This is a genomic window from Corynebacterium glucuronolyticum DSM 44120 (assembly GCF_030440595.1).
GTDB classification, from domain to species: Bacteria; Actinomycetota; Actinomycetes; order Mycobacteriales; family Mycobacteriaceae; genus Corynebacterium; species Corynebacterium glucuronolyticum.
On record NZ_CP047452.1, the window covers coordinates 456,235 to 482,647 of the forward strand.

General features: G+C 59.8%; 22 protein-coding genes. 18 read left to right on the forward strand and 4 right to left on the reverse strand.

Annotated elements, in window-relative coordinates; translation table 11 throughout:
* Positions 1–9: 9 nt before the first annotated feature.
* The 12 genes from secE (at position 10) to CGLUCO_RS02205 (ending at position 15,697) form a co-directional block, all read left to right on the forward strand.
* Positions 10–318: a preprotein translocase subunit SecE gene (gene secE / locus CGLUCO_RS02150; protein WP_005390591.1), complete on the forward strand. Its 309-nt coding sequence runs from the start codon at positions 10–12 to the stop codon at positions 316–318.
* A 92-nt stretch (positions 319–410) separates the two neighbouring features.
* Entirely contained in the window at positions 411–1,178 is a 768-nt protein-coding gene (nusG, locus tag CGLUCO_RS02155) for a transcription termination/antitermination protein NusG (RefSeq protein ID WP_084036607.1), read from the forward strand.
* Between the two features lie 161 nt (positions 1,179–1,339).
* Complete coding sequence (gene rplK, locus CGLUCO_RS02160) at positions 1,340–1,774, forward strand: 50S ribosomal protein L11 (protein WP_005390589.1); 435 nt, start codon at positions 1,340–1,342, stop codon at positions 1,772–1,774.
* Between the two features lie 62 nt (positions 1,775–1,836).
* A complete protein-coding gene (gene rplA, locus CGLUCO_RS02165; protein WP_005390588.1) occupies positions 1,837–2,544 on the forward strand; it encodes a 50S ribosomal protein L1 in 708 nt (235 codons plus the stop codon).
* A 173-nt stretch (positions 2,545–2,717) separates the two neighbouring features.
* Positions 2,718–4,088, forward strand: a complete 1,371-nt coding sequence (locus tag CGLUCO_RS02170) for an NHL repeat-containing protein (protein WP_084036608.1) — start codon at positions 2,718–2,720, stop codon at positions 4,086–4,088.
* 6 nt (positions 4,089–4,094) lie between these two features.
* On the forward strand, positions 4,095–4,634 hold the full coding sequence (locus tag CGLUCO_RS02175) for a twin-arginine translocation signal domain-containing protein (protein ID WP_005390586.1): 540 nt from the start codon (positions 4,095–4,097) through the stop codon (positions 4,632–4,634).
* A 273-nt stretch (positions 4,635–4,907) separates the two neighbouring features.
* Positions 4,908–5,417: a 50S ribosomal protein L10 gene (rplJ, locus tag CGLUCO_RS02180; RefSeq protein ID WP_084036688.1), complete on the forward strand. Its 510-nt coding sequence runs from the start codon at positions 4,908–4,910 to the stop codon at positions 5,415–5,417.
* A gap of 90 nt (positions 5,418–5,507) precedes the next feature.
* A complete protein-coding gene (gene rplL, locus CGLUCO_RS02185) occupies positions 5,508–5,894 on the forward strand; it encodes a 50S ribosomal protein L7/L12 (RefSeq protein WP_005390583.1) in 387 nt (128 codons plus the stop codon).
* A gap of 534 nt (positions 5,895–6,428) precedes the next feature.
* Complete coding sequence (gene pgfA / locus CGLUCO_RS02190; protein WP_159447598.1) at positions 6,429–7,346, forward strand: cell envelope lipid trafficking protein PgfA; 918 nt, start codon at positions 6,429–6,431, stop codon at positions 7,344–7,346.
* Between the two features lie 197 nt (positions 7,347–7,543).
* On the forward strand, positions 7,544–11,029 hold the full coding sequence (gene rpoB, locus CGLUCO_RS02195) for a DNA-directed RNA polymerase subunit beta (protein ID WP_198481501.1): 3,486 nt from the start codon (positions 7,544–7,546) through the stop codon (positions 11,027–11,029).
* A gap of 97 nt (positions 11,030–11,126) precedes the next feature.
* Complete coding sequence (locus tag CGLUCO_RS02200) at positions 11,127–15,140, forward strand: DNA-directed RNA polymerase subunit beta' (protein ID WP_084036611.1); 4,014 nt, start codon at positions 11,127–11,129, stop codon at positions 15,138–15,140.
* A 104-nt stretch (positions 15,141–15,244) separates the two neighbouring features.
* Positions 15,245–15,697 (forward strand): hypothetical protein, encoded by a 453-nt coding sequence (locus tag CGLUCO_RS02205; RefSeq protein ID WP_232621897.1) that lies wholly within the window; start codon positions 15,245–15,247, stop codon positions 15,695–15,697.
* 45 nt (positions 15,698–15,742) lie between these two features.
* On the opposite strand, the gene CGLUCO_RS02210 is transcribed toward CGLUCO_RS02205, so the two are convergent.
* The gene (locus CGLUCO_RS02210; protein ID WP_084036613.1) at positions 15,743–16,288 is read right to left on the reverse strand and encodes a DUF1707 SHOCT-like domain-containing protein; all 546 of its coding nucleotides are present in this window, start codon (positions 16,286–16,288) and stop codon (positions 15,743–15,745) included.
* A 137-nt stretch (positions 16,289–16,425) separates the two neighbouring features.
* On the opposite strand from CGLUCO_RS02210, the gene CGLUCO_RS02215 reads away from it, so the two are divergent.
* From CGLUCO_RS02215 to CGLUCO_RS02240, 6 genes are all read left to right on the forward strand, one after another.
* Positions 16,426–17,745, forward strand: coding sequence for a PAS domain-containing protein (locus CGLUCO_RS02215; protein WP_232621896.1), 1,320 nt, complete (start codon positions 16,426–16,428; stop codon positions 17,743–17,745).
* 271 nt (positions 17,746–18,016) lie between these two features.
* A complete protein-coding gene (gene rpsL / locus CGLUCO_RS02220; RefSeq protein ID WP_005390569.1) occupies positions 18,017–18,388 on the forward strand; it encodes a 30S ribosomal protein S12 in 372 nt (123 codons plus the stop codon).
* Positions 18,389–18,394: 6 nt separating this feature from the next.
* Positions 18,395–18,862 carry a 30S ribosomal protein S7 gene (gene rpsG / locus CGLUCO_RS02225; protein ID WP_005390567.1) on the forward strand — a complete coding sequence of 156 codons (468 nt, stop codon included), beginning with the start codon at positions 18,395–18,397 and terminating at the stop codon, positions 18,860–18,862.
* A 157-nt stretch (positions 18,863–19,019) separates the two neighbouring features.
* Complete coding sequence (gene fusA / locus CGLUCO_RS02230) at positions 19,020–21,143, forward strand: elongation factor G (RefSeq protein ID WP_070740307.1); 2,124 nt, start codon at positions 19,020–19,022, stop codon at positions 21,141–21,143.
* A gap of 305 nt (positions 21,144–21,448) precedes the next feature.
* Positions 21,449–22,639, forward strand: coding sequence for an elongation factor Tu (tuf, locus tag CGLUCO_RS02235; RefSeq protein WP_005390564.1), 1,191 nt, complete (start codon positions 21,449–21,451; stop codon positions 22,637–22,639).
* Between the two features lie 84 nt (positions 22,640–22,723).
* A complete protein-coding gene (locus tag CGLUCO_RS02240) occupies positions 22,724–23,572 on the forward strand; it encodes a YwiC-like family protein (protein WP_084036614.1) in 849 nt (282 codons plus the stop codon).
* A 687-nt stretch (positions 23,573–24,259) separates the two neighbouring features.
* Here CGLUCO_RS02240 and amaP read toward each other — a convergent pair.
* Genes amaP through CGLUCO_RS02255 form a run of 3 tightly spaced genes read right to left on the reverse strand, consistent with a single transcriptional unit; the run spans position 24,260 to position 26,413 of the window.
* Positions 24,260–24,826 carry an alkaline shock response membrane anchor protein AmaP gene (gene amaP, locus CGLUCO_RS02245; protein WP_005394811.1) on the reverse strand — a complete coding sequence of 189 codons (567 nt, stop codon included), beginning with the start codon at positions 24,824–24,826 and terminating at the stop codon, positions 24,260–24,262.
* Complete coding sequence (locus tag CGLUCO_RS02250; RefSeq protein ID WP_005390557.1) at positions 24,823–25,395, reverse strand: DUF6286 domain-containing protein; 573 nt, start codon at positions 25,393–25,395, stop codon at positions 24,823–24,825. The genes amaP and CGLUCO_RS02250 overlap by 4 nt, the downstream gene beginning before the upstream one ends.
* Complete coding sequence (locus tag CGLUCO_RS02255; RefSeq protein WP_084036615.1) at positions 25,367–26,413, reverse strand: Asp23/Gls24 family envelope stress response protein; 1,047 nt, start codon at positions 26,411–26,413, stop codon at positions 25,367–25,369. The genes CGLUCO_RS02250 and CGLUCO_RS02255 overlap by 29 nt, the downstream gene beginning before the upstream one ends.

A 26,413-nucleotide genomic window follows, 5' to 3' on the forward strand; every position in this document is an offset into this window, starting at 1 on the left:
GGATTTAACGTGGCTGATGAAAATCGCACTGCTCGTCCTACAGGTAAGCGGCAGCTTACGGGTGCGAGCACTACGAGTGCTGATGCCTACGCTGAAAAGCGCCTTGTGAGGGAAAACAAGGACGAAAAGTGGGGCGGCGGCATCAAGTCTTACATCCCCGAAGTGATCGAGCAGATGAAGAAGGTCATCTGGCCGACGGGGAAGCAGATGCTTAACTACACGCTGATCGTGTTCCTGTTCCTCATCGTGATGACGATCGTTGTGTGGGGAACGGATATTCTCACCGCCAAGGGCGTGCAGTGGTTGCTCACCCCGTAGCTAGATGGTATAAACGTTTGTGATACTTCATTATCCCGCCTCCTGGACATTCCAGGGAGGCGGGATAAATTTTTGATCTGGAGAGAGTGAAGATGGAAGAGCAAGAAAACGTCGAACAGGTTGAGAGCCAGGTGGAAGCCCCGGAGTCGGAGGCCACCGAGCCAGAGGCTCCGGAGACCCCGGAAACCCCGGAGACGGAGGAGCTTTCTGCTGAGGAGGAGGCACTGCAGGAGTACAAGCAGCGCCTTCGCAAGTTCATCCGCGAGCTGAAGAAGCTGCCTGGTACCTGGTACATCATTCAGACGTACTCGGGTTACGAGAACAAGGTGAAGACGAACCTCACGCAGCGTGCGGAGAACCTTGAGGTGGACGAGTACATTCACGATATTGTCGTGCCGGTCGAGGAAGTTACCGAGATGCGTGACGGCAAGAAGAAGATCGTGAAGAAGAAGCTGCTTCCGGGCTACGTCTTGGTGCGCATGGAGATGAACGACTCCGTGTGGTCGGTTGTTCGTGGGACGCCGGGTGTGACAAGCTTCGTGGGTAACGAAGGCCAGGCAACTCCGGTGAAGCCGAAGGATGTGGCGAAGTTCCTCATGCCGCAGCAGACGGTGGAGGAGCAGGCAGCGGACGCTGAGGGCGACACGGTTGTTGCTGCACCTGCGGCGGAGAAGAAGCCGGTTGAGGTTGACTTCGAGGTGGGAGAGTCGGTGACGATTCTGTCCGGTGCTCTTGCGACGGTGTCCGCCACGATTTCTGATATTGACCGGGATTCCGGCAAGCTGCACGCTCTCGTGTCCATTTTCGGCCGCGATACGCCGGTGGAGCTCACCTTCGATCAGGTGGAAAAGATCAATTAGCGTTTTGTGGGGCACGTGGTGTAACATCTTCGCCCGTGCCTTATAGGCATGTATGTAAACGTTTTTCCCGGTGGCTGTAACAAGGCATCCGGACGGCACCTCGCCCTTTTATTTGACGCATCTCGAGGCGGGGCGCTGGTAACAAGGAAAGTAGGTAGAAGATGCCCCCGAAGAAGAAAGTCACGGCCCTCATTAAGCTGCAGATCGAGGCTGGTCAGGCTAACCCTGCACCGCCGGTTGGTCCTGCGCTTGGTGCGCACGGCGTGAACATGATGGAGTTCTGCAAGGCGTACAACGCTGCCACGGAAAACCAGCGCGGCAACATTGTCCCTGTGGAGATCACCGTCTACGAAGACCGCTCCTTCGACTTCAAGCTGAAGACCCCGCCGGCAGCTCAGCTGCTGCTCAAGGCTGCTGGCCTGAAGAAGGGTTCTGGCGTTCCGCACACCGATAAGGTGGGCAAGGTGACTCTTGACCAGGTCAAGGAGATCGCTAAGCAGAAGGAGCCGGACCTCAACGCGCGCGACATCGACGCTGCCGCCAAGATCATTGCCGGCACCGCCCGCTCCATGGGCATCGTTGTCGAGGGTCTGTAAGAAACATTTTGTGGAAGGGCCGGCCAGGCCCGCTCACCACACATCGAAAGGATTGATGAATTATGGCAAAGCGCTCTAAGGCTTACCGCGAGGCCGCTGAGAAGGTGGACTCCAACCACCTGTACACCCCGCTCGAGGCTGTCAAGCTGGCTAAGGAGACCTCCTCCAAGAACTACGACGCTTCCATCGACGTTGTGATGCGTCTGGGCGTTGATCCCCGCAAGGCTGATCAGCTTGTGCGTGGCACCGTGTCCCTGCCTAACGGCACGGGCAAGGAAGTTCGCGTTGTCGTCTTCGCTGAGGGCACCAACGCTACCGCCGCTGAGGAGGCAGGCGCTGATTTCGTCGGCACCGCTGAGCTCATCGAGAAGATCCAGGGTGGCTGGACCGACTTTGATGCTGCTATCGCTACCCCTGATCAGATGGCCAAGGTTGGTCGCGTCGCTCGCGTCCTCGGCCCGCGTGGTCTCATGCCGAACCCCAAGACTGGCACAGTGACCCCGGATGTCGCCAAGGCTGTGAAGGAGATCAAGGGCGGTAAGATTTCCTTCCGCGTTGACAAGGCTTCCAACCTCCACGCTCTCATCGGCAAGGCATCCTTCGATGCTGAGAAGCTGGCTGAGAACTACGGCGCTCTCCTCGACGAGATTAACCGTCTGAAGCCGAGCTCCTCCAAGGGCATCTACGTGAAGAAGATCACCGTCGCTGCCACCAATGGCCCCGGCATCCAGGTCGATCCCTCCATCCAGAAGGACTTCACCGAGGCTTAAGCCACCAGGCTTTAAGGCGCGCTAACCGTAACAGAACCGAAAACCTGTACGGTCGGGCGTCGAAAAGTAAATAATAAAAGCTCATCTCTTTCTCAGAGATGAGCTTTTTGTTTTCCCAATGTAAACTACCAGGTGGTACAAGGTAAAATATTCTCCAGCGACGAGGATTGTTAATGTCAAATTTTGAATATAACGCCGAGGAAAATGCCTACCTCGGTACGCCAGGTATGGCGTGTATGCACGGTGAGGCCCAGTCTTCGGACTGCTCGCCGGTTCCCGGCCCGGGTGCCGGTCCATGGGACGTCAAACACATCGATATGGGTGGCGCATGCCCGACCATCATGGTCGGGGCGGATGGCTACATCCAGGTTCTGGTGACGCAGCGTTTCGGCTCGAAGCTCACGTTCCTGCAGCCGAAGGTAGCCATCCTGGATCCAGAAAGCGGCGAGACGCTCGGTAGCTTGGAGGTGCCGAAGGGCGCTCTTCTCGGCGGTGTCTACGCCTACATCGACCACAAGGACCGCATGGTTTTCGTGGATGGTTCCAACACGCTTCTGCGCGTGGCCCACTCAGCCGACGGTCGGACCGTGTACGTGGACGAGCGTGTGTCCCTCAACCGCTTCCTGTCGCAGTACAAGGGCGACCAGGTCGTCGGCGTGGTTCCGGACTGGCAGGGCCGTGTCTGGGTCGCTTCGGCCCACGGCGCGATCGGTGTTGTAGATGCCGATAAGCGCGAGGTTCGCTCGATCTTTCTGAAAAAGTCCCAGTCGGACTATGAGACGGTGGATAACTCGATTTCCGCGTGCCCGCAGGGTGTGTCGGTGGTCACCTCTCATGCGATCTACATGCTGGATGCGGACGAGGACGGCACCCCGGAGATTCTCTGGCACGCCCTCTACGACCGGGGAACAGCCCGCAAGCCCGGCCAGCTGTCCTGGGGCTCCGGCGCATCGCCCACGTTCTTTGGGCCGAACGGTTCGGATTACGTCATGCTCACGGATAATGCCGACGAGCAGGAGAATCTCATCGTTTATGAGACCGCTACCGGTCGCCTTGTTGGTTCCACGGACGTGTTCCAGCCAGGAACGTCGGGCACGGAGTGCTCGGCCATCGGTGTGCAGAACTCCATCGTCGTGGGCTCCACGTATGGCTATCCGTACCCGCGCTACCCGGAGGGTGCCGGCCCGTCCGTCCCCTCATCCGCGCTGTTTGCGCCTGGTCTCGAGCGCTATGATGTGACCCCAGCGGGGCTCAAGGACGTGTGGAAACGGAAGGATGTCTACTCGGCTGTGGTTCCACGCTTGTCGACGGCCGACGGCTACATCTACATCTGTGAACGCAAGCGCTTCGGCCTGGTCAACGGCTCGGTTATTTCCGGTTCGATCATCGATATGGAAACCGGCGAAACCGTCTACTCGCAGGACTTCCCGGGGCTGGTCACCGTCTTCGGCGTCGATACGCTGCAGATGGTTGGCACGATTGATAACAACGGCACGTGGTGGCAGGGCACCATCGGCGGCATCTTCAAGATCACAAAGAAGTAGGTAGTCATGACTTTCACTTTCACCCGTCGTACGTTCCTCGCCGGCTCAGCGGCCGCAGCTGCCGTTGCATCCCTCCCGGCCATCGCTGTGGCTCAGGATGCTCCGGGTATTACGTTCAAGGTCGGCTCCGTTGTCGCCGAGGGGCAGTCGTTCATGCTTCCTATCGCCGTGACGGTTAATGTCGATACGGATCTTCCGGCCGGCACTGAGCTGACGATCTTCGCCCGCGCGTTGGACGATTCCGGTCTGGTCACCGGCCCCTCGTCTATCGCTCCTCGCTTGTCGACGATTGCCCCCACCGATGAAGGCGCAGGCGAGTACAGTTTCGCGCTCCCCGAAGACGTTCCCGCTCACACGCCGGTCACCTTCGAGCTACTGTGGAAGACCGGCCTGTTCAACTTCTCCTACATGCCCCGCACGCAGGTTTTGGCAGTTGTCGTTATCCCGGGCGAGACCTACCGCGAGGTGCAGTCGGAGGAATTCATCTATGAGGGGATCCCCGCTGCACCCATCTCGGCTGAGTCATCATCCCCGTTGTCCAGCTAGTTTGCATAACTCCGGCGTGGGCTGTATGGTCAATCCACGAAGTTTGTGAGGAAGCGCTTCCGGCGCTTCCTGCCCAAGTTTCACCGTAGACCGTCGGTCAGCCGAAAGGCTCGAAGGTTTCCTCATAAAACAGGAAACGGCCCACGCAGGAGTCACTTGCAACACCTTCCAATGTTTGAATTGGTTTGTGCCCTGTGCTCTTGCACGGGGCATTATTTGTGCCCTGTGGCGGACAAATGTTTTAAAAACCGTTTAATGGAAGGAGGCGAGGAAATGGCAAACCCGAAGAATACTGCGGAGCTGGCCAAGCTCAAGGAATACTTTGACGAGGCTGATTCTCTGGTGCTCACCGAGTACCGTGGTCTGACTGTTCAGCAGATCACTGATTTCCGCACTGATCTCGGTAAAGACGTGAAGTACCACGTCGCCAAGAACACCCTCATCAAGCGAGCCGCAGCTGAGGCTGGCATTGAGGGCCTTGATGATCTCCTCACCGGTCCTACCGCTGTCGCCTTTATTAAGGGCGAGGCAGTGGATGCTGCCAAGGCCATGAAGAAGTTCGGCTCTACCAACGACAAGTTCGTTGTCAAGGGCGGATACATGGACGGCGCCGCTCTGGATGCCGACCAGGTCAAGGCACTTGCAGACCTCGACGACCGCGAGACCACGCTGGCCAAGCTGGCTGGCGCCCTGAAGGGCAAGATGAACCAGGCTGCAGGCCTGTTCGCTGCTCCTGCATCTCAGGTCGCACGTCTTTCCGCTGCACTGCAGGAAAAGAAGTAAATCTTCCTTTCCCCAGGGATCGAAAATTTCATCACCATTTACCTCCCCGAGCATGTGCTCGGAAAAACAAACTGAAAGGACTTGACCGTTATGGCTAAGTACACCAACGAAGAGCTCATCGAAGCTTTCAAGGAAATGACCCTCATCGAGCTCTCTGAGTTCACCAAGCTGTTCGAAGAGACCTTCGACGTTACCGCTGCAGCTCCGGTTGCTGTTGCAGCTGCAGGTGCCGCCGGTGGCGACGCTCCCGCTGAGGAAGAGAAGACCGAGTTTGACGTCGTGCTCGAGGATGCCGGCGCCAAGAAGATCGGCGTGATCAAGGCTGTCCGCGAGATCGTCTCCGGCCTGGGCCTGAAGGAAGCTAAGGAGCTCGTTGAGGCTGCTCCGAAGGCTATCCTCGAGGGCGCTTCCAAGGAAGACGCTGAGGCTGCTAAGACCAAGCTCGAAGAGGCTGGCGCTTCCGTCACCCTCAAGTAGTCTCTTACTGCTTTTCCCCCGGTTCGTGCCGGGGGATTTTTTATACCCGCAGCCATCCGCAGCGCAAAGCGGCCCGATTTGATTCGGCATCTCGGCTGTTGGCAAGGGTCGGGCCGTGTTCGGGATTTTTAGGTGCGCAGTGTGGCCCGACCGGCTTCGGGCTCTCGGCGGTTGGTGGGAGTTGGGCCGCATTAGGGATTGGCGGGTGCGCAGTGCGGCCCGATCGGCTCCGGGCGCTCGGCTTCGTGCACCTGTTGGGCCGCATTAGGGATTGACAGGTGCGCAGTGTGGCCCGACCGGCTCCGGGGTGTCGGTGGTTGGTAGCAGCTGGGCCGCATTAGGGATTGGCGGGTGCGCAACGCGGCCCGACCCAACCCGGGACGGCTGCGGATTCCACCTCCTGGGCCGCATTCGGCACTGCGCGGGTGCGCAGCGCAGCAATCACCAAGGGGGTGCGACCGATAGGCCTTGTTTGGTCCAGTGATGATGACGTGGGTTGAAACGGGCCGGGCATGTCAATGTACAGTGAAAGACATGCTTCCACGTTCGCGCGTAATTTCAGCTCTCCTCATCGGCCTGGGTCTTGCTCTGCTGGTGTGGGGTTTGGTCACGCCTCGGTTTACGCTGGTGGGGGAGAACGTGCCTGTCGCCCATGGTGAGCTTACGTACACACTGCGGGACGAGAACGCGAAGAGTCTCGCGCCGGCAGACATGGCGACCAAGGTAGAGCCGGTGGAGCGTCAACTTCATGTGGTGTACACCTCGCCCATTACCAATGAGGAAGCGACGGTGCGGATCGGGCTGTCTGAGCGGCGGACCGAGCGGGCGACAGATTTGGACGGGCTGCTGAAGGCGGAGGTCTACAGCTACAGGCTCGATCGGATGTCGGGGAGGGCTGTGACACCCGCGACGGTTTCTGAGCAGTTGGCGAGCCCAGTTGCGACGGTAGACGTCGATGGGCTGTGGTTCGCTTTTCCCCCCAACGCGAGCGCGGAATCCTATCCTCTTTTCGACGCCACCCTCCGCGCCTCACGCCCCGCTGTCAAGCAAGCCGAGAGCGTGGTAGACGGGCGCGAGCTTGTCACCTATGTGCAGGAGTTCGAGCCGGAAACGGTGGGTGACGCTGATAGGGCGGGCCGTGTGTTGTACCATGGCGCCAGGCGCGAGTTGATCGTCGACAAGGCTACTGGAATCATCGTCGACGTGACAGCCAAGCTGGAGGACTACTACCTCACAGATGGGCAACGTCAAGACGTTCTCCTTTTTGAGGGGGCATTAGCACCGGAAGAATCCGAAAACCTGCGCGAACTGGCAGCGGGTGTCGCGGATCCGTCGGCATGGCGCACCGCGAACTGGGTCGCGGCGGGCATCGGCGGGGTTCTGGCTTTGCTCGGTGTGCTGGGCGTTTTCGGTGCATTTGACAAACGCAGAAGAGAGCACTTTACAAATTAGTCCGGATGGTCTAGGATTATTCGTTGCGCTAGATTCGGTGGCCGTTGTTTTGAAGGCCTTGATCAGAGGAAGGCAAAAGCCGGAATTTGACAAGGTCATTCAGTGCTATCTGGGCACCGTTTCCTATAGCAGACCGAAAGCTTTACAAAACCAAGCGGTCAGGTGCTCAAATAGTGGGGTGCTTCTGGCCGCGCGAGGTGCTGGAAGGATGCATCTTGGCAGTCTCCCGCCAGACCAATATCAACGTTAAGAACCCTGGAGCTCCTAAGCGATACTCGTTCGCGAAGATCAAGGAGCCCATTGGGCTACCTGGATTACTAGACCTACAACTGAACTCCTTTGCTTGGCTCGTTGGTACGCCCGAGTGGCGTGAACAACAGAAGGCTGAGAAGGGTGAGGATTACAAGGTAACGAGTGGCCTTGAAGATATCCTCGAGGAGCTTTCTCCTATTCAGGACTTCTCTGGCAACATGAGCCTGTCCCTCTCGGAGCCGTACTTCGAGCAGGTCAAGGCAAGTGTTGATGAGTGTAAAGAGAAGGACATCAACTACTCTGCGCCACTGTATGTGACGGCCGAGTTTGAGAATAAGGACACCGGTGAGATTAAGTCTCAGACGGTGTTCATCGGCGATTTCCCGATGATGACCCCGAAGGGCACCTTTATTGTCAACGGCACCGAGCGTGTCGTTGTGTCTCAGCTCGTTCGTTCCCCGGGCGTGTACTTCGATGAGACTTTGGATAAGTCCACGGAGCGCCCGCTGCACGCAGTGAAGGTTATCCCCTCCCGCGGTGCGTGGTTGGAAATCGACGTCGACAAGAAGGACACCGTCGGTGTCCGCATCGACCGTAAGCGTCGCCAGCCGGTGACTCTGCTCCTCAAGGCCCTGGGTTGGTCTGAGGAGAAGATCCGCGAGCGTTTCGGCTTCTCCGAGATTATGATGTCCACGCTGGAAAACGACGGCGCGGCTTCCGAGGACGAGGCTCTGCTCGAGATTTACCGCAAGCAGCGCCCGGGTGAGCAGCCCACGCGCGATCTTGCACAGGCATTGCTGGAGAACAGCTTCTTCAAGCCGAAGCGCTACGACCTGGCTAAGGTGGGTCGTTACAAGGTGAACCGCAAGCTCGGTCTTGGTGGCGATCACGACGGCGTGAAGACGCTGACCGAGGAAGATATCGCTACCACCATCGAGTACCTCGTTCGCCTGCATGCCGGTGAGCGGACGATGACCTCCCCGGATGGTGTGGAGATCCCGCTCGAGACGGACGATATTGACCACTTCGGTAACCGTCGCCTGCGTACCGTGGGCGAGCTGATTCAGAACCAGGTGCGCGTTGGTCTGGCGCGCATGGAGCGTGTGGTGCGCGAGCGCATGACCACGCAGGATGCAGAGTCGATCACGCCGACGAGCTTGATCAACGTGCGCCCCGTGAGTGCAGCTATCCGCGAATTCTTCGGAACGAGCCAGCTCTCCCAGTTCATGGATCAGAACAACTCCCTGTCCGGCCTGACGCACAAGCGTCGCCTCTCGGCTCTTGGCCCCGGTGGTCTGTCCCGTGAGCGTGCCGGCATCGAGGTTCGCGACGTGCACCCGTCCCACTACGGTCGCATGTGTCCCATTGAGACCCCTGAGGGCCCGAACATTGGCCTTATCGGTTCGCTGGCATCCTATGCCCGCGTGAACCCCTTCGGTTTCATCGAGACTCCGTACCAGAAGGTTGAAGACGGCAAGATCATTGATCAGGTCGACTACCTCACCGCCGATGAAGAGGATCGCTTCGTTATCGGTCAGGCAGATACGGAGCACGACGAGAACGGTGTTATTACCCAGGAGCGCAATGAGGTTCGTCTGAAGGACGGCGCCATTGAGGTTGTTGGTCCGGAGGCGATCGAGTACATCGACGTGTCCCCGCGTCAGATCGTGTCTGTCGCTACTGCCATGATTCCGTTCCTCGAGCACGATGACGCTAACCGTGCCCTCATGGGTGCGAACATGCAGCGTCAGGCCGTGCCGTTGATCCGTTCCCAGTCGCCGTACGTCGGCACGGGTATGGAGGCCCCTGCCGCATACGATGCTGGCGACCTGGTCATCAACAAACACGCTGGCGTGGTCGAGAACGTCTGCGCTGACTTCATCACTGTGATGAGCGATGAGGGCAAGCGTGACACCTACCGCCTGCGCAAGTTCGAGCGCACCAACCAGAACACGTGCTACAACCAGAAGCCGCTGGTGGACATCGGAGACCGTGTGGAAAAGGGCCAGGTTATGGCCGACGGTCCGGGTACCCACGACGGCGAGATGTCCCTCGGTGTGAACCTCCTCGTGGCGTTCATGCCGTGGCAGGGCCACAACTACGAGGATGCCATCATCCTCAACCAGCGCGTGGTGGAGGAGGACCTCCTTACCTCGATCCACATCGAGGAGCACGAGATCGATGCCCGCGACACCAAGCTTGGTGCTGAGGAGATCACCCGTGAGATCCCGAACGTGTCCGAGGATGTGCTGAAGGACCTCGACGAGCGTGGCATCGTCCGCATCGGTGCAGATGTCCGCGACGGCGACATTCTCGTCGGTAAGGTCACCCCGAAGGGCGAGACCGAGCTGACTCCAGAGGAGCGCCTGCTCCGCGCCATCTTTGGTGAGAAGGCCCGCGAAGTTCGTGACACCTCTCTGAAGGTGCCGCACGGCGAGACCGGCAAGGTCATCGGTGTTTCCCGCTTCTCCCGGGACGAGGGCGACGAGCTGCCTGCGGGAGTAAACGAGATGATCCGCATCCACGTTGCCCAGAAGCGCAAGATTCAGGACGGCGATAAGCTCGCCGGCCGCCACGGCAACAAGGGTGTTGTGGGCAAGATCCTCCCGCAGGAGGACATGCCGTTCATGGAGGACGGTACCCCGATCGACATCATCCTCAACACGCACGGTGTGCCACGTCGTATGAACATCGGTCAGGTGCTCGAGGTCCACCTCGGCTGGCTGGCGAAGGCCGGCTGGGCCATCGAAGGCGATCCGGATTGGGCCAAGCGCATCCCCGAGGAGCTGCGCAACGTCCCGGCTGACTCGCTCGTGGCAACCCCCGTCTTCGACGGTGCAACCAACGAGGAGATCGAGGGTCTGCTCGGCTCTACGTTGCCCGACCGCGATGGCAACCGGTTGGTTGACAAGTTCGGTAAGGCGAAGCTTTTCGACGGTCGTTCCGGCGAGCCCTTCAAGTACCCGGTCTGTGTGGGCGAGAAGTACATGCTTAAGCTGCACCACCTCGTGGACGAGAAGATCCACGCCCGCTCCACCGGCCCATACTCGATGATTACCCAGCAGCCGCTGGGTGGTAAGGCACAGTTCGGTGGCCAGCGCTTCGGCGAGATGGAGGTGTGGGCAATGCAGGCATACGGCGCTGCCTACACCCTGCAGGAGCTTCTGACCATCAAGTCCGACGATGTGAATGGCCGTGTTCGGGTGTACGAAGCGATCGTGAAGGGTGACAACATCCCCGATCCTGGTATCCCGGAATCCTTCAAGGTGCTGCTGAAGGAGCTGCAGTCCCTGTGCCTCAACGTGGAGGTTCTGTCCGCTGACGGAACGCCTGTTGAGCTCAGCGGTGCAGATGACGACGAGTTCGAATCGGCTAGTGCGTCCCTGGGCATTAACCTGTCCCGTGACGAGCGCGCAGACGATATCGCATAGCAGGTAGGCGGGTACATCCCGCCTGCATTCGAACCGAAAATTACTCTTAAAAAGACGAAAAGCCTCGTGTGAAAGACACGAGTGAAAGGTTTTAACTGTGCTCGACGTCAACTACTTTGACGAACTCCGCATCGGCCTTGCCTCCGCTGACGACATCCGTCGTTGGTCCAAGGGCGAGGTGAAGAAGCCGGAGACCATTAACTACCGCACCCTGAAGCCAGAGAAGGACGGCCTGTTCTGCGAGCGTATCTTCGGACCTACCCGCGACTGGGAGTGCCAGTGCGGTAAGTACAAGCGCGTCCGCTACAAGGGCATTATCTGTGAGCGCTGTGGCGTTGAGGTGACCAAGTCCAAGGTGCGCCGTGAGCGCATGGGCCACATTGAGCTCGCCGCCCCGGTTACGCACATCTGGTACTTCAAGGGTGTTCCCTCCCGCCTGGGCTACCTTCTGGATCTCGCTCCGAAGGACTTGGAGCGCGTGATTTACTTCGCAGCCAACATCATCACCACCGTTGATGAGGAGGCTCGCCACGACGACCTCACCACGCTTGAGGCAGACATGCTTCTGGAGAAGAAGGATGTTGAGGCTGACGCAGAAGAGGAGATCCAGGAGCGCGCTCAGAAGCTCGAAGAGGACCTCGCTGAGCTGGAGGCAAACGGCGCTAAGGCGGATGCCCGCAAGAAGGTTCAGTCCGCCGCGAACCGTGAGATGACCCACATCCGCCAGGCCGCTGAGCGCGAGATTGAGCGTCTCGACGAGATCTGGAACACCTTTGTCAAGCTTGCCCCGAAGCAGATGATCATCGATGAGACCATCTACGAAGAGCTCGTAGACCGCTACGAGGATTACTTCACCGGCGGCATGGGCGCTGAGGCTATCCAGACCCTCGTGCGTAACTTTGACCTCGATGCTGAGGCGGAGAACCTCCGCACCATCATCAAGGAGGGCAAGGGCCAAAAGAAGATGCGTGCCCTCAAGCGCCTCAAGGTTGTCGCCGCGTTCCAGCGCTCCGGCAACGATCCGGCCTCGATGATTCTGGATTGCATCCCGGTCATCCCGCCGGAGCTGCGCCCGATGGTGCAGCTCGATGGTGGCCGCTTCGCCACCTCTGACCTCAACGACCTCTACCGGCGTGTGATCAACCGCAACAACCGCCTCAAGCGCATGATTGACCTCGGAGCGCCCGAGATCATCGTCAACAACGAGAAGCGCATGCTGCAGGAATCCGTCGACGCGCTGTTCGACAACGGCCGTCACGGCCGTGCCGTCACTGGTCCGGGTAACCGTGCCCTCAAGTCGCTGAGCGACCTGCTCAAGGGCAAGCAGGGCCGTTTCCGTCAGAACCTGCTGGGTAAGCGTGTTGACTACTCCGGCCGTTCCGTGATTATCGTTGGCCCGCAGCTGAAGCTGCACGAATGCGGTCTGCCTAAGCTCATGGCACTTGAGCTGTTTAAGCCGTTCGTGATGAAGCGCCTCGTGGAAAACGAGTACGCGCAGAACATCAAGAGCGCGAAGCGCATGGTGGAGCGCCAGCGTCCCGAGGTGTGGGACGTGCTGGAAGAGGCCATTTCCGAGCACCCGGTGATGCTGAACCGTGCACCGACGCTGCACCGCCTCGGCATTCAGGCCTTCGAGCCGAAGCTCGTCGAGGGCAAGGCTATCCAGCTGCACCCGCTGGCCTGTGAGGCTTTCAACGCCGACTTCGACGGTGACCAGATGGCTGTTCACCTGCCGCTGTCCGCTGAGGCACAGGCCGAGGCCCGCATCCTGATGCTGGCTTCCAACAACATTTTGTCCCCGGCATCCGGTAAGCCGCTGGCTATGCCACGTCTGGACATGGTGACCGGCCTCTACTTCCTCACGATGGATAAGCGCGAGGATGAGATTGGTGGCCAGGGCCGTTATAAGTCGGCGACCACGGATCACCCGGCCGAGGGCGAGTACTCCTCCGTGGCGGAGGCCATCATGGCCTACGACCGCGAGCAGATTGGCCTGCAGGCACCGATCCGCGTGCGCATCTCGCACCTGCGCCCGCCGGCAGACATCGAGGCAGAACAGTTCCCCGATGGCTGGCAGCGTGGTGACACGTGGACGGCGATGACAACGCTCGGTCGCATCTACTTCAACGAGCTGCTGCCGTGGAACTACCCCTACCTCGAGGGCGTCATGGTCCGTAAGGGCGGCGGAGAGGGCAAGATCCTCCTCGGTGACGTGATTAACGATCTGGCCGCCAAGTACCCGATGATCACCATCGCGCAGACGGTGGACAAGATGAAGGACTGTGGCTTCTACTGGGCCACCCGTTCCGGCGTTACCATCACCATGAGTGACGTGCTTGTTCTCCCGAACAAGAAGGAGATCCTCGAGCGCTACGAGAAGGCAGCTGCCGAGGTCGAGAACAAGTACTGGGTCAAGGGTGCCCTTACCCAGCGCGAGCGCTACGACCGCCTGGTGGAGCTGTGGAAGGACGCTACCGACGTCGTCGGTAAGGCAGTGGAGAACCTGTACCCGGATGACAACCCGATTCCGATGATCGTGAAGTCGGGTGCTGCCGGTAACATGCGCCAGCTGTGGACCCTGGCCGGCATGAAGGGCATGGTTGTGAACTCCCGCGGCGAGTACATCACCCGCCCGATTAAGACATCGTTCCGTGAAGGTCTGAACGTGTTGGAGTACTTCAACAACTCCCACGGTTCCCGTAAGGGCCTGGCCGATACGGCTCTGCGTACCGCTGACTCCGGTTACCTCACCCGTCGTCTCGTGGACGTGGCACAGGATGTCATCGTCCGAGAGGAGGACTGTGGCACCCACCAGGGTGTTCGCGTCGCTGTCTGCCACGCGCAGCGCGACTCCGAGGGCACCATTGTGGGCTACGAGCGCGACGGTCTCATCGAAACGTCCGTTTCTGGTCGTGTCCTCGCGCAGGATGCCACCGATGCTGACGGCAACGTTGTGCTCGAGGCCGGTGCAGACCTGACGGATATGAACATCGACACCCTGGTGGACAAGGGCGTTGAGGAGATCAAGGTACGCTCCGTGCTCACCTGCCAGACACCGTCCGGTGTCTGTGCTAAGTGCTACGGCAAGTCCATGGCTTCTGGCCACCTCGTCGATATCGGCGAGGCTGTGGGTATCGTTGCTGCACAGTCCATTGGTGAGCCTGGTACGCAGCTGACAATGCGTACGTTCCACCAGGGCGGTGTCGGTGGCGACATCACCGGCGGTCTGCCCCGTGTACAGGAGCTGTTCGAGGCCCGCGTGCCCAAGAACAAGGCCCCGATCGCCGAGGTGTCCGGTACGGTTCACCTCGAGGACGACGGTTCGAACTTCTACACCCTCACCATCGAGCCTGACGACGGCTCCGAGGAGAAGGTGTACGAGAAGCTCTCCAAGCGCCAGGGCCTTGCTCAGATCACCGTTCCGCTGCCCGGCATCCCCGGCGCTACGACGGATCGTGCAATTGCCGACGGCGACCACGTAGAGATGGGTGACCGTCTCCTGCGCGGTCCCGCCGATCCGCACGATGTCCTCGCTGTGCTCGGACGTCGCGGTGTGGAGAAGCACCTTATCGACGAGGTTCAGGCCGTGTACCGGACCCAGGGTGTGGCCATCCACGACAAGCACATCGAGATCATCATCCGTCAGATGCTTCGTCGTGCCACGGTCATCGACCCGGGTACCACGGACTACCTGCCGGGTACGCTCGTCGACATCTCCGAGGCGAAGATCGTCAACACCGAGGTGCGTAAGGAAGGCGGCACGCCCGCCGACCTCCGCGTGGAGATCATGGGTATCACCAAGGCCTCCCTGGCCACGGAGTCCTGGCTGTCGGCCGCCTCCTTCCAGGAGACCACCCGTGTTCTCACGGATGCAGCGATCAACAAGCGCTCCGACAAGCTCATCGGCCTGAAGGAGAACGTGATCATCGGTAAGCTCATCCCCGCTGGTACGGGTATCTCGCGCTACCGCAACATTTCCGTCAAACCGACGGAGGCTGCGCGCAACGCGACGTACTCCATCCCGACGTATAGCGATGCCATTTACGGCGGCGAGGATGCATATGCCGAGTACACCGGCGCATCTGTGCCGCTGGATGACACGGCCTTCTAAAAAGGTGCCTGACCGGCAAAAATAAGGTGGGCCTCGCGTTTGTGAGGCCCACTTTTTCGTTCTTTGCCTGGCACGCTGAGCGGAATGGCTGTACTCTGGTGGACATGACTGATAAGCATAACCTTAATCCGGACAACATCGACGGTGGTTCCCACACCTTCTCCGCCGATGACACGACCCGCGTAAACCCCGAATTTCACACTGAACAAACCCCTGAGCGTGTAGAAAAGGTCATCCCTGCACAGGAGACCCACGTTGAGCGCGTCACCGAGCAGCCCGTGGTGGAAACCCATCGCGAGCGCCCGCAGCGCGTTGTCGAATACGCCGAGAAGAAGGGCTCGGCCCTTCCCTGGGTCATCGGCGTGATCGTCTTGCTGCTCCTCGCTGCGCTCCTGTGGTGGCTGCTTGGTGGCCAGAAGGACGATGGCGAGGTCGCTCCTGCAACCACCACTGTCGATGTCACGACGGAAGTGACCGAGACCGTGTCTCCCGAGGCAACCACCGTCGACGCCACGACGATGGTGACGGAAACCGCTGTGGAGACCCCCGCCCCGTAGTAGAGCCTCTACACCTCACCCGTGTGCATACGCACACGGGTTCTTTTATGTGAAGTGCACCTCGACGCCTCCGAAGAGGGCGATGCCGTCGACGTACACGACAGGACTGTCGGGGGAGGGGGCCGCTTCGCCGTCGGTGTCGAAACCACCAAAGACACCGTGACCGCGCACGTCGACAATCATCCCCCGGGGTGCGTAGATATCGATTCCGCCGAACGCTGCGACGCAGTAAATGACCGTCGGATTGGTCTGCAATTGGACATTCCGGAGGTCGATGTCAATTCCGCCGAAGATGGCGACGGGTGTGTATCTCTTCCCGCACGCCCAGACTCCCGAGCGAACAGTACCCCCGAAAAGGGCGAGGTCTGTGGAGCGTCCCGGATCGAGTACGGGGGTAGCAGACGAGGGCCCGAGTTCCTGCAGATCGTCGACAAGTGAAACGAGTTCCCCCATGGTCGTCGCGGAACAAGCCAGAGAACAGCGGGAATCGAATTCTGACACGCTGAGCTGTCCTGAATCGACGGCGGTGCGGAGGATAGCGAGGGTGGATTCGCGGTCTTTATCGCCTGCGCGGCGGTCTGGGTGAGTCACAGCACCATTGTACGTAGCAGGGGTAGGTTTTGTTCTCAAAGCTAAGAAATTCTCATGAACCAGTGATAAAGTAAAAAAGTTCACCGGTCACCTGTTGGTGGCCACTCCTAGCGAAGCGATTGTGGAAAAAATTCATCATGACTGACCAGAAGCATGACGTTGGACCGCAGCAGATCTTTTTCTCTGTCACTGACGACAAAGGCGTAATTACCGATGCTAACTCTGTCTTTGTAGACATCTCCCGTTACTCCCGCGAGGAGCTCACTGGCTCACCGCACAACATCATTCGAAACCCCGAGATGCCTGGCGGAGCCTTCCGTCTCATGTGGGACACCCTCCAGGCGGGCAAACCGTTCGTTGCCTACGTGCGCAACCAAGCAAAAGACGGCCTCCCATATGAGGTGCTGTCCACTGTGACCCCATTGGCGGAGGGTGGCTACCTGTCCGTGCGCACGCGGGTGAGCGACCCCGACTTCGCATCGAAGATTTGGTGGCTCTACGGCGAAACCAGGGCGGAAGAAGATGTCCTCCTAGGGCAGGGGAAGAACCGCCGTGACGCAGCCGAAAGGGGCGCCACATTCATCAACGACAAAGTTGGGGACTACGGCTTTGGCACCTACGACGAGTTGCAGCGATTCCTTCTGCCGCACGAGATCGCCGCGTGGGAGGCAGCCTGCGGTGAGATGACGCTGTGGGATGTTTCCGACGGATCCCTTGCCCCTCTGTCCCAAGCCGTGAGTCGGCTGCGGACCGAGGAAGAGGCGTGGAGCAGCCGCCAGGATGCCATGGCCGAGCTGGCCGAAAGGCTCACAGTAGTAGCCGGCAGGACGAAGCAATCGCTCGAGCATACTGCGCAACTCAAGGAACAGGCAGAGGCGTGGAGCTCCAAGCTCACGCCGATGGAATCGATCCCGCTCAACGTGGCCGTTTCTATGGGAAGCATCGTTGCGGACTACGTCGACGATTTGGCTAATAAGCTCGCTGAACTGCGCTCATGCATCGATAGTGCCCGCTACACAATCGCTCTCGCCCGCGTCCAGACGCATTCCCTCGCCAGCTTTGTGCGGGAAACCGCAGACGGCTTCGCAGGAATCGCGTCGATGAGAACACTCACCAGCGCCCTGACCACGGAAGTGGAAGCAATGGGCAAGGATGTGGCGAGCTATGGGCAGAACCTTGGCCGGTGTGAACGTCGTCTCCGCGGCGTATTGAGCCTCGTGGAGATTCCCCAGCAGATGATTATGGACTGGTGGAAGAACGTGAAGGAGTTCGGGCCATCCATCGATATGCCGGATCTCATCAGTGCCGTGGCTGCCGAAATCGAGTCCACGGGCGCGATGGTGACAGAGCTCAACGAACTCCTGGAGCGCTTGAGCACTATTGAGCAAAAAAGTCCCCGTGCGATGCTCCACGAACTCGACGTTGTAGACGCTGAAGTGCGAAAGCTGCAGGTCTAGCCCGTGGGGTTTGGAATTTCGCCTCTAACAATGTAGTGTGCTATTCCAGTCCCGTTTAAGTTTCGGGAGCGAGAATCACCCAGTAGGCCAGCGAGAGCGGCTGACTGGGTTTCGCACGGTTAAAATACCTTGGGTTTTCGCACAAAGCTTGAAGTTTCATGTCGGACGGTCTGCAGGGGCCGTCGCCCGCGGCCTCTCGCAAGAGGGCTCACGAAAAGTCGGGTCGTCGAGCGTCAGGCTAAAAAAGACAATTTTTGAGGAAAGACGGTTAATGCCAACAATTCAGCAGCTGGTCCGTAAGGGCCGCCACAGCAAGAAGTCGAAAGTAAAGACCGCTGCTCTGAAGGGATCCCCTCAGCGTCGCGGCGTGTGCACCCGTGTGTACACCACCACCCCGAAGAAGCCGAACTCCGCTCTCCGTAAGGTTGCGCGTGTTCGCCTGACCTCCGGCATCGAGGTTTCCGCCTACATCCCCGGCGAGGGCCACAACCTCCAGGAGCACTCCATGGTGCTCGTTCGTGGCGGTCGTGTGAAGGACCTCCCGGGTGTTCGTTACAGGATCATCCGCGGCTCCCTCGACACCCAGGGTGTGAAGGATCGCAAGCAGGCACGTTCCCGCTACGGCGCGAAGAAGGAGAAGTAAGAAACAATGCGTAAAGGTAAGGCACCCCAGCGCCAGCTGGTAAAGGACCCGGTTTACAACTCCGCTCTCGTTACTCAGCTGGTGAACAAGGTTCTCGTCGATGGCAAGAAGGCTACCGCCGAGCGTATCGTGTACGGCGCCCTCGAGGCTTGCCGTGAGAAGACCGGTACCGATCCGGTCGGCACCCTGGAGAAGGCTCTCGGCAACATTCGCCCCGAGCTCGAGGTTCGCTCCCGCCGCGTCGGTGGCGCTACCTACCAGGTCCCGGTTGAGGTTCGCGCCGGCCGCGCCAACACGCTCGCTCTTCGCTGGCTCGTGAGCTTCACTCGTCAGCGTCGGGAGAACACGATGGAAGAGCGTCTGGCTAACGAGATTCTCGATGCCGCTAACGGCCTCGGTGCTTCGGTGAAGCGCCGCGAGGACACCCACAAGATGGCAGAGGCCAACCGCGCCTTCGCTCACTACCGCTGGTAGAAATTTTTTCGGTCATCAGCTTCCGCCATGCGCGGCAGCTCCTGTGATGGCAAGATAAACAAACGTACATTATCCAAAACGGTATTTTCTCCGCTGTGGCCGGGCTCCGGCACTGTCGGTGGGGAACTGCCGCAATAATACGATTTGGGGAACTACTGTGGCACAAGAAGTGCTTAAAGATCTTCACAAGGTCCGCAATATCGGCATCATGGCCCACATCGATGCTGGTAAGACGACCACGACCGAACGTATCCTGTTCTACACCGGCATCAACCGCAAGGTTGGCGAGACCCACGACGGTGCCTCCACGACGGACTGGATGGAGCAGGAGAAGGAACGCGGCATTACGATTACCTCCGCCGCCGTGACCTGTTTCTGGAATAACCACCAGATTAACATTATCGATACCCCTGGCCACGTGGACTTCACCGTGGAGGTGGAGCGTTCGCTCCGCGTCCTCGACGGCGCAGTCGCCGTGTTCGACGGCAAGGAAGGCGTTGAGCCCCAGTCCGAGCAGGTGTGGCGTCAGGCTGCTAAGTACGACGTTCCGCGTATCTGCTTCGTGAACAAGATGGACAAGCTCGGTGCGGACTTTTACTACACCGTTCAGACCATCATCGACCGCCTCGGCGCTAAGCCGCTGGTTATGCAGCTCCCGATCGGTGCGGAGGATGCCTTCGACGGCGTCGTCGACCTGCTCGAGATGAAGGCCATTACGTGGCGTGGCAAGGTGGACGTGGGCGCAGAGCCGACCATTGAGGAGATCCCAGACGATCTCAAGGACAAGGCTCAGGAGTATCACGAGAAGCTCATTGAGACCGTTGCTGAGTCCGACGAGGCTCTCATGGACAAGTACTTCTCCGGCGAAGAGCTCACCATGGACGAGATCAAGGGCGCTATCCGTAAGATGACGGTTGCTTCCGAGATCTACCCGGTTTACTGCGGTACCGCCTACCACAACAAGGGTGTCCAACCGCTGCTCGACGCTGTTGTTGATTACCTGCCGAACCCGCTGGACATCGGCGAGGTTCACGGTCATAAGATGGGCGACGAGTCCACCGAGCTGACCCGTAAGCCGGACGAGTCCGCACCGTTCTCCGCTCTGGCCTTCAAGATCGCGGTTCACCCGTTCTTCGGCAAGCTGACCTACGTGCGTGTGTACTCCGGCACCATCGAGCCCGGCAACACCACCTTGAACTCCACCAAGGATTCCAAGGAGCGCGTCGGCAAGATCTTCCAGATGCACTCCAATAAGGAGCAGCCGGTAGACGTTGCTCACGCCGGTAACATCTACGCCTTCATCGGTCTCAAGCACACCACCACTGGTGACACGTTGTGTGACGAGCACGATCCGATCATCCTCGAGTCCATGGACTTCCCGGATCCGGTTATCGAGGTCGCCATTGAGCCGAAGTCCAAGGCTGACCAGGAGAAGCTCGGCACTGCTATTCAGAAGCTGGCCGAGGAGGATCCGACCTTCACCGTGAAGCTCGATGAGGAGACCGGCCAGACCGTTATCGGCGGCATGGGCGAGCTCCACCTGGACATCCTTGTTGACCGCATGAAGCGCGAGTTCAAGGTTGAGGCTAACGTTGGTGCCCCGCAGGTTGCTTACCGCGAGACGATCCGCAAGCCCGTGGAGAAGTTGGAATACACCCACAAGAAGCAGACCGGTGGTTCCGGCCAGTTCGCTAAGGTCATCATCTCCATCGAGCCGTACAACCCGGATCCGGAGACCCTGGAAGAGGGCGAGTCCGCAACGTACAAGTTCGAGAATGCCGTTACCGGTGGCCGCATTCCGAAGGAATACATCCCGTCTGTCGACGCTGGTATCCAGGACGCCATGCAGTACGGTTACCTCGCCGGCTTCCCGCTGGTGAACATCAAGGCAACCGTTCTCGACGGACAGTACCACGAGGTTGACTCCTCTGAGATGGCCTTCAAGATTGCTGGTTCCCAGGCTCTGAAGGAAGCTGTTGCCAAGGCAAAGCCTGTTCTTCTTGAGCCCCTCATGGCAGTTGAGATCATCACGCCTGAGGAGTACATGGGCGAAGTTATCGGTGACGTGAACGCCCGCCGTGGCCAGGTCAGCGCAATGGAGGATCGCTCCGGCGCGAAGGTGGTCAAGGCCAAGGTGCCGCTGTCCCAGATGTTCGGCTACGTTGGTGACCTGCGCTCCAAGACGCAGGGTCGCGCCAACTACACCATGATCTTCGACTCCTACGGCGAGGTTCCCTCGAACGTGGCTCAGGAGATCATCGCCGAGCGTACCGGCAACTAAAACTCCATCATGGCCGTCCCGCCCGGGTAGGGATCTCCTGCCCGGGACTGGACGCGGGGTAATGGTCAGCTGACCTACAAGAGTCACCGCTTGCAGGTGAGCTGGCCGTTACCCCTAAGGCCGACTGTGACGTGCTAGTTTGAAAATGTCCATAGAACTACCTAGGATTATGTAACTGGCACAAAAATTTTCTGTGCCTTCTGCCTGCCAGTAACTATTGACGGCGGCGGGCATAGACAATGTAAGTATTAATCAACTTGTGGCTGCGAGATCCGTGGCCACCGCGAGTCCAGGAGGACAAAGAAGTGGCAAAGGCGAAGTTCGAGCGTACCAAGCCGCACGTTAACATTGGTACCATTGGTCACGTTGACCACGGTAAGACCACCACGACGGCTGCCATCACCAAGGTGCTGGCAGAGCGCTTCCCCGACCTTAACGAGTCGACGCCGTTCGACAACATCGATAAGGCTCCGGAGGAGAAGGAGCGTGGCATTACCATCAACATCTCCCACGTGGAGTACCAGACGGAGAAGCGTCACTACGCACACGTTGACGCCCCGGGTCACGCCGACTACATCAAGAACATGATCACCGGTGCCGCTCAGATGGACGGCGCAATCCTCGTGGTTGCCGCTACCGACGGCCCGATGCCGCAGACCCGCGAACACGTGCTCCTCGCCCGCCAGGTGGGCGTCCCCTACATCCTCGTTGCTCTGAACAAGTGCGACATGGTTGACGATGAGGAGCTCATCGAGCTCGTCGAGATGGAGGTCCGCGAGCTTCTGGCTGAGCAGGACTACGACGAAGAGGCTCCGATCGTCCGCATCTCCGCTCTCAAGGCTCTCGAGGGCGACAAGAAGTGGGAAGACTCCATCATGGAGCTCATGGATGCCTGCGACAACTCCATCCCGGATCCGGTTCGCGACATCGACCACCCGTTCCTCATGCCGATCGAGGACATCTTCACCATCACCGGCCGTGGCACCGTGGTTACGGGCCGTGTCGAGCGTGGCAAGCTGAACATCAACGAGGACGTTGAGATCATTGGCATCAAGGACAAGGCCATCTCCACCACCGTTACCGGTATCGAGATGTTCCGCAAGCAGATGGACTACACCGAGGCTGGCGACAACTGTGGTCTGCTTCTCCGTGGTACCAAGCGCGAAGAGGTCGAGCGTGGCCAGGTTGTTATCAAGCCCGGCGCTTACACCCCTCACACCAACTTCGAGGGCTCTGTCTACGTTCTGTCCAAGGACGAGGGCGGCCGCCACACGCCGTTCTTCGACAACTACCGTCCGCAGTTCTACTTCCGTACCACTGACGTGACCGGTGTTGTGAAGCTTCCCGAGGGCACCGAGATGGTTATGCCTGGCGATAACGTCGACATGACCGTTGAGCTCATCCAGCCCGTCGCCATGGACGAGGGCCTGCGCTTCGCTATCCGCGAGGGCTCCCGCACCGTGGGCGCTGGCCGTGTTACCAAGATCATCAAGTAACACCAGCTCTTAGCTCTTGAGAAACCCCCGACTCGTGTCGGGGGTTTTCTTTTGCTCAAAGTCTCATCTATTAGTATGAGTTAGGTGACAACAAAAAGTTCTATACAGTCCCGCAAGCCGCACGTCTCCGCCTGGTTACCCAACCAGCACGGCGCCTGGTCCATGCTCCTTGGCCCCGCCATCGTCGCTACCATCGCGCTCGTTGTGGCCCTGGTTTGCGGCTCCTCTTCAGAGCCCGGGCTCGTCGCCATTGCGCTCGTGGCCATCCTCGTCGCGTGGCTGATGGGCTACTTTACGTTCTTCGCGTTCGGGCTGTGGGTGAAGGCTCGCAACCCTTCCCGCCGTCGCCTCTACGCTCGGCCCCTTGAGGTCTACGGTCCGACTTGTGCGGTCGCCTGCACCATCGCCGTCGTCTTGTACCCCCACCTGCTCGTTTGGGGCATTCCCTTCGGGATTCTCATAGCCGTAGCCACCTACGAAAGCTGGCGTGGACGGCCCCGCTCACTTCTCTCTGGCTTTTCGACGACCTTCGCCTCCGCCTTCATCATCCCTGCGGTTTTGCACCTGGTCACCCGCCCCACCGGCCCCATTTTCGCCGTCACCATCTTCATCGGCCTCTATCACTTCTCGACGACGATGTACGTCAAGTCCGTCATCCGCAAACGCGGCGATCGAAAGTTCCGCCTTGCCTCGGTTTCGTACCACGTCCTGTGCCTTGTTGCAGCCATCGCCGCAGCGATTATGTGCCCCAAGATCTATGTCATTCTGTGCCCCCTGGTCATGGCTGCAGCACTGTACCGAGCCGTTCGCGTCCCCATGCTGCAGGATCGCGGTGTGGCCTTCACCGCAAAGAAGGTTGGCATGATGGAGGTTCCCATTACCGTGGCAGCCTACGTCCTTGCACTCTGGGGACTCATCGACATCCTTCTCTAACCCGCTAAGCACGAAAGGTGGCCCGAGCGCTTCCTTTGGCGCGTGGCCGAATCCTGTCGGGCCGTGTTCTGTTGCCACGTGTACCGAATGTGGCCCGGGTGGCGCGGATGGCTTAGTAGCTGGTTCCGTTTGGGCCGCGTTGGGGCCAGCAAGGTTCGGAATGCGGCCCAGCCCCGCGTTGCTGCCGAGAGCAGTCCACCTGCCGGGCCGCGTTGGGAATCCAAGGTACCGAGTGTGGCCCGGGTAGCGCGGATGGCTTAGTAGCTGGTTCCGTTTGGGCCGCGTTGGGGCCAGCAAGGTTCGGAATGTGGCCCAGTCCCGCGTTGCTGCCGAGAGCAGTCCACCTGCCGGGCCGCGTTGGGAATCCAAGGTACCGAGTGTGGCCCGGGTAGCGCGGACGGCTTAGTAGCTGGTTCCGTTTGGGCCGCGTTGGGGCCAGCAAGGTTCGGAATGCGGCCCAGCCCCGCGTTGCTGCCGAGAGCAATCCACCTGCCGGGCCGCGTTGGGACCCCAAGGTACCGAGTGCAGCCCGGGTAACGCGGACGGCCGAGTAGCTGGTTCCGTTCGGGCCGCGTTGGGGCCAGCAAGGTTCGGAATGCCACCAATCCCGCAACACCATCCAGACTGGCCATCGAACACACAAAAAGAGCGCAACCGAAGTGGCTGCGCTCTTTGCCGTGAGGGAGGCTAGTCGGCCTTGCGCTGCACAGGCTCCATGTGGAGGCGGAAGCGGGAGTCGACATCGACGTCGCGAATCGCTTCGCGGAGGTCGAGGTTAGCCTGCTCAATACGGTCGCGGATCTGAACCGAGTTCACACGCGGGTCGGCAGTGATGGTGAAGTCCATGACCGGGCGGTCGCGGAATTCCTTCACTGAGGCACCGGCGTTTTCCACGAAGGGAATGTCCTCAAACGTCTCGGCGATAGCATCAGCGATGCGCCCGAGGGCGAGGCTGATGTTGCCATCCTGGTTAGACGCGGAGGAGGGGACGCGGTTGATGGTCTTGCGGGTGAAGTTGCTCAGGATCAGCCAGAGGCCGAGGATGAGGGCAACGATGCCGATGAGACCGAGGATCCACGGGTAGGCGGGGGCGTCGGATAGCGTGCGCCATGCGTCTTGGTCTGCAAATTCGGTGGCGTACTGGGCGTACGGGTTATTGAAGTGCAGGGCGATGAGCAGGGCGCCAACCAAGGCAAAAAGAAGGAAGCCGAGGAAGGAGACGATGCGGTTGAATGCCGCTAGGGCTTTGTTCATTGCTCAGTTACTCCTTCCGGTTCCTTGACATGCACCGTGAGCGTGGGTGCGCCTGCGACGTGCGCGAGGTGCGGAGTGAGGTGCTCCGTCACGCGGCGGGTGAGGTCTTCTGCGGTGGTCGTGTCGCCATTGACACTGACCGTGATGTGTTTGGGGGTCACCGTCGAATGTGCGTGGAGAACGCCGGGAACCTTCTCCGCCTGAGCGGTGCACAGGCGGGCGATGTCGATGGGGCGCATCCACAGGGAGGTGGCGGATTCGATCTGTCGGTGGGTGCTCTTGCGTGGCCAGAAGGTGACGCAGAGAAGCACGAGGGCAATGACGCACAGCAGGATGCCCACGGGGAACATCCAGGATTGGTAGGTCAGGGTGCCGATCCACGAGTAGACCGGTTCCAGCCAACTGGTGGCGGTGGTGTCTCCGTAGAGAACCCAGAACTCACGGCCGATGATGATGGCAAACGCTACAAGGAGGATACCGAGGATGACGGATACCCACTTGGCACCCGGGTCGCGAACTGGTTCGGATCCGAGGTAGGAGCTAGTGGAAATTGTGTCGACCTCGTTCATTTCGTAGCACCTCCTTTACGCGATTCTTGTTAATGGAAATGGGCTTTAGCTCATGCTGTCGTGCTGCCGGGCGGTGCGCCGGAATCCCACGGGAGACAATCCGGGGGGAAACGACGCGGATCGGAGCCGGCGTGCGCACGGGCACGGGCTGGATGGGCGGTAGCGCGGCGACGCTGCGGACGTGTGTTTCCACCGTGGATGGGTGGATGAGCGGCCGGGATTCCTTCACCCGGGGCGAAATTGCCTGCACAGGGCGGGGCGTCTTCGGGGAGATGACGCTCGCGTTGCGGGTAACACGCGGGGATGCGGGTGTGACCGGCTGCGGCGTGTGCACCGACATGACCGGTTTGGCGTTCGGTAGAGATGTCGGACGGACGAAGCGCGGTTCGGGAGTCTCCGGGGACCAGGCCTCGGGGATCGTGCCCGCGTCGATGGCGCGCAGCTCCGGCTGCCGTCCGCGGTCTATGGGGCGCAGCTCAGGAATGGTGCCTCGGTCGATGGGGCGCAGCTCCTGTTGTGGCTTGACCGTGGGGGAGACGGGGATGGTCTCCGTGTAGCGAACGGGAATCGTCGCTGGCTCCAGGCCAAAGTCGAGGAGGTGGTTCATCGAGACGCGCGTCGGCACGTTCACGACGGGCCCGACAGCTACGTTCACGGACACGTTTTCAATGCCCGTGAATCGACTGATCCAGGTGCGTACCGTGTCGCGCACGGTTTCCGCCACGGCCGTGACGGGCGAAGGCCAGGTCACAGCGATAGTGGAGTCGATGGAGACGCTACCGTTGGTGTCGTCTGCATCGATGTTGAACCGTGGGTAGGAGCGCCCGGTGATCTTCTCCAGGCCGGAGGAGCGCTGGACAACGCCCGGCACGGAGAGAATCGCCTGCTGGACGATGGTGGACAGCGCGCGCTCAGTAAAGTGGTTGAACCCGCGCTTGTCCTCGAAGCCCGCCGTTACGTCCGCTACCTCTGGGAGGCTTGTCGACGCTTGTGAAGCGGTTTTCTCGGGGGTTGTCAC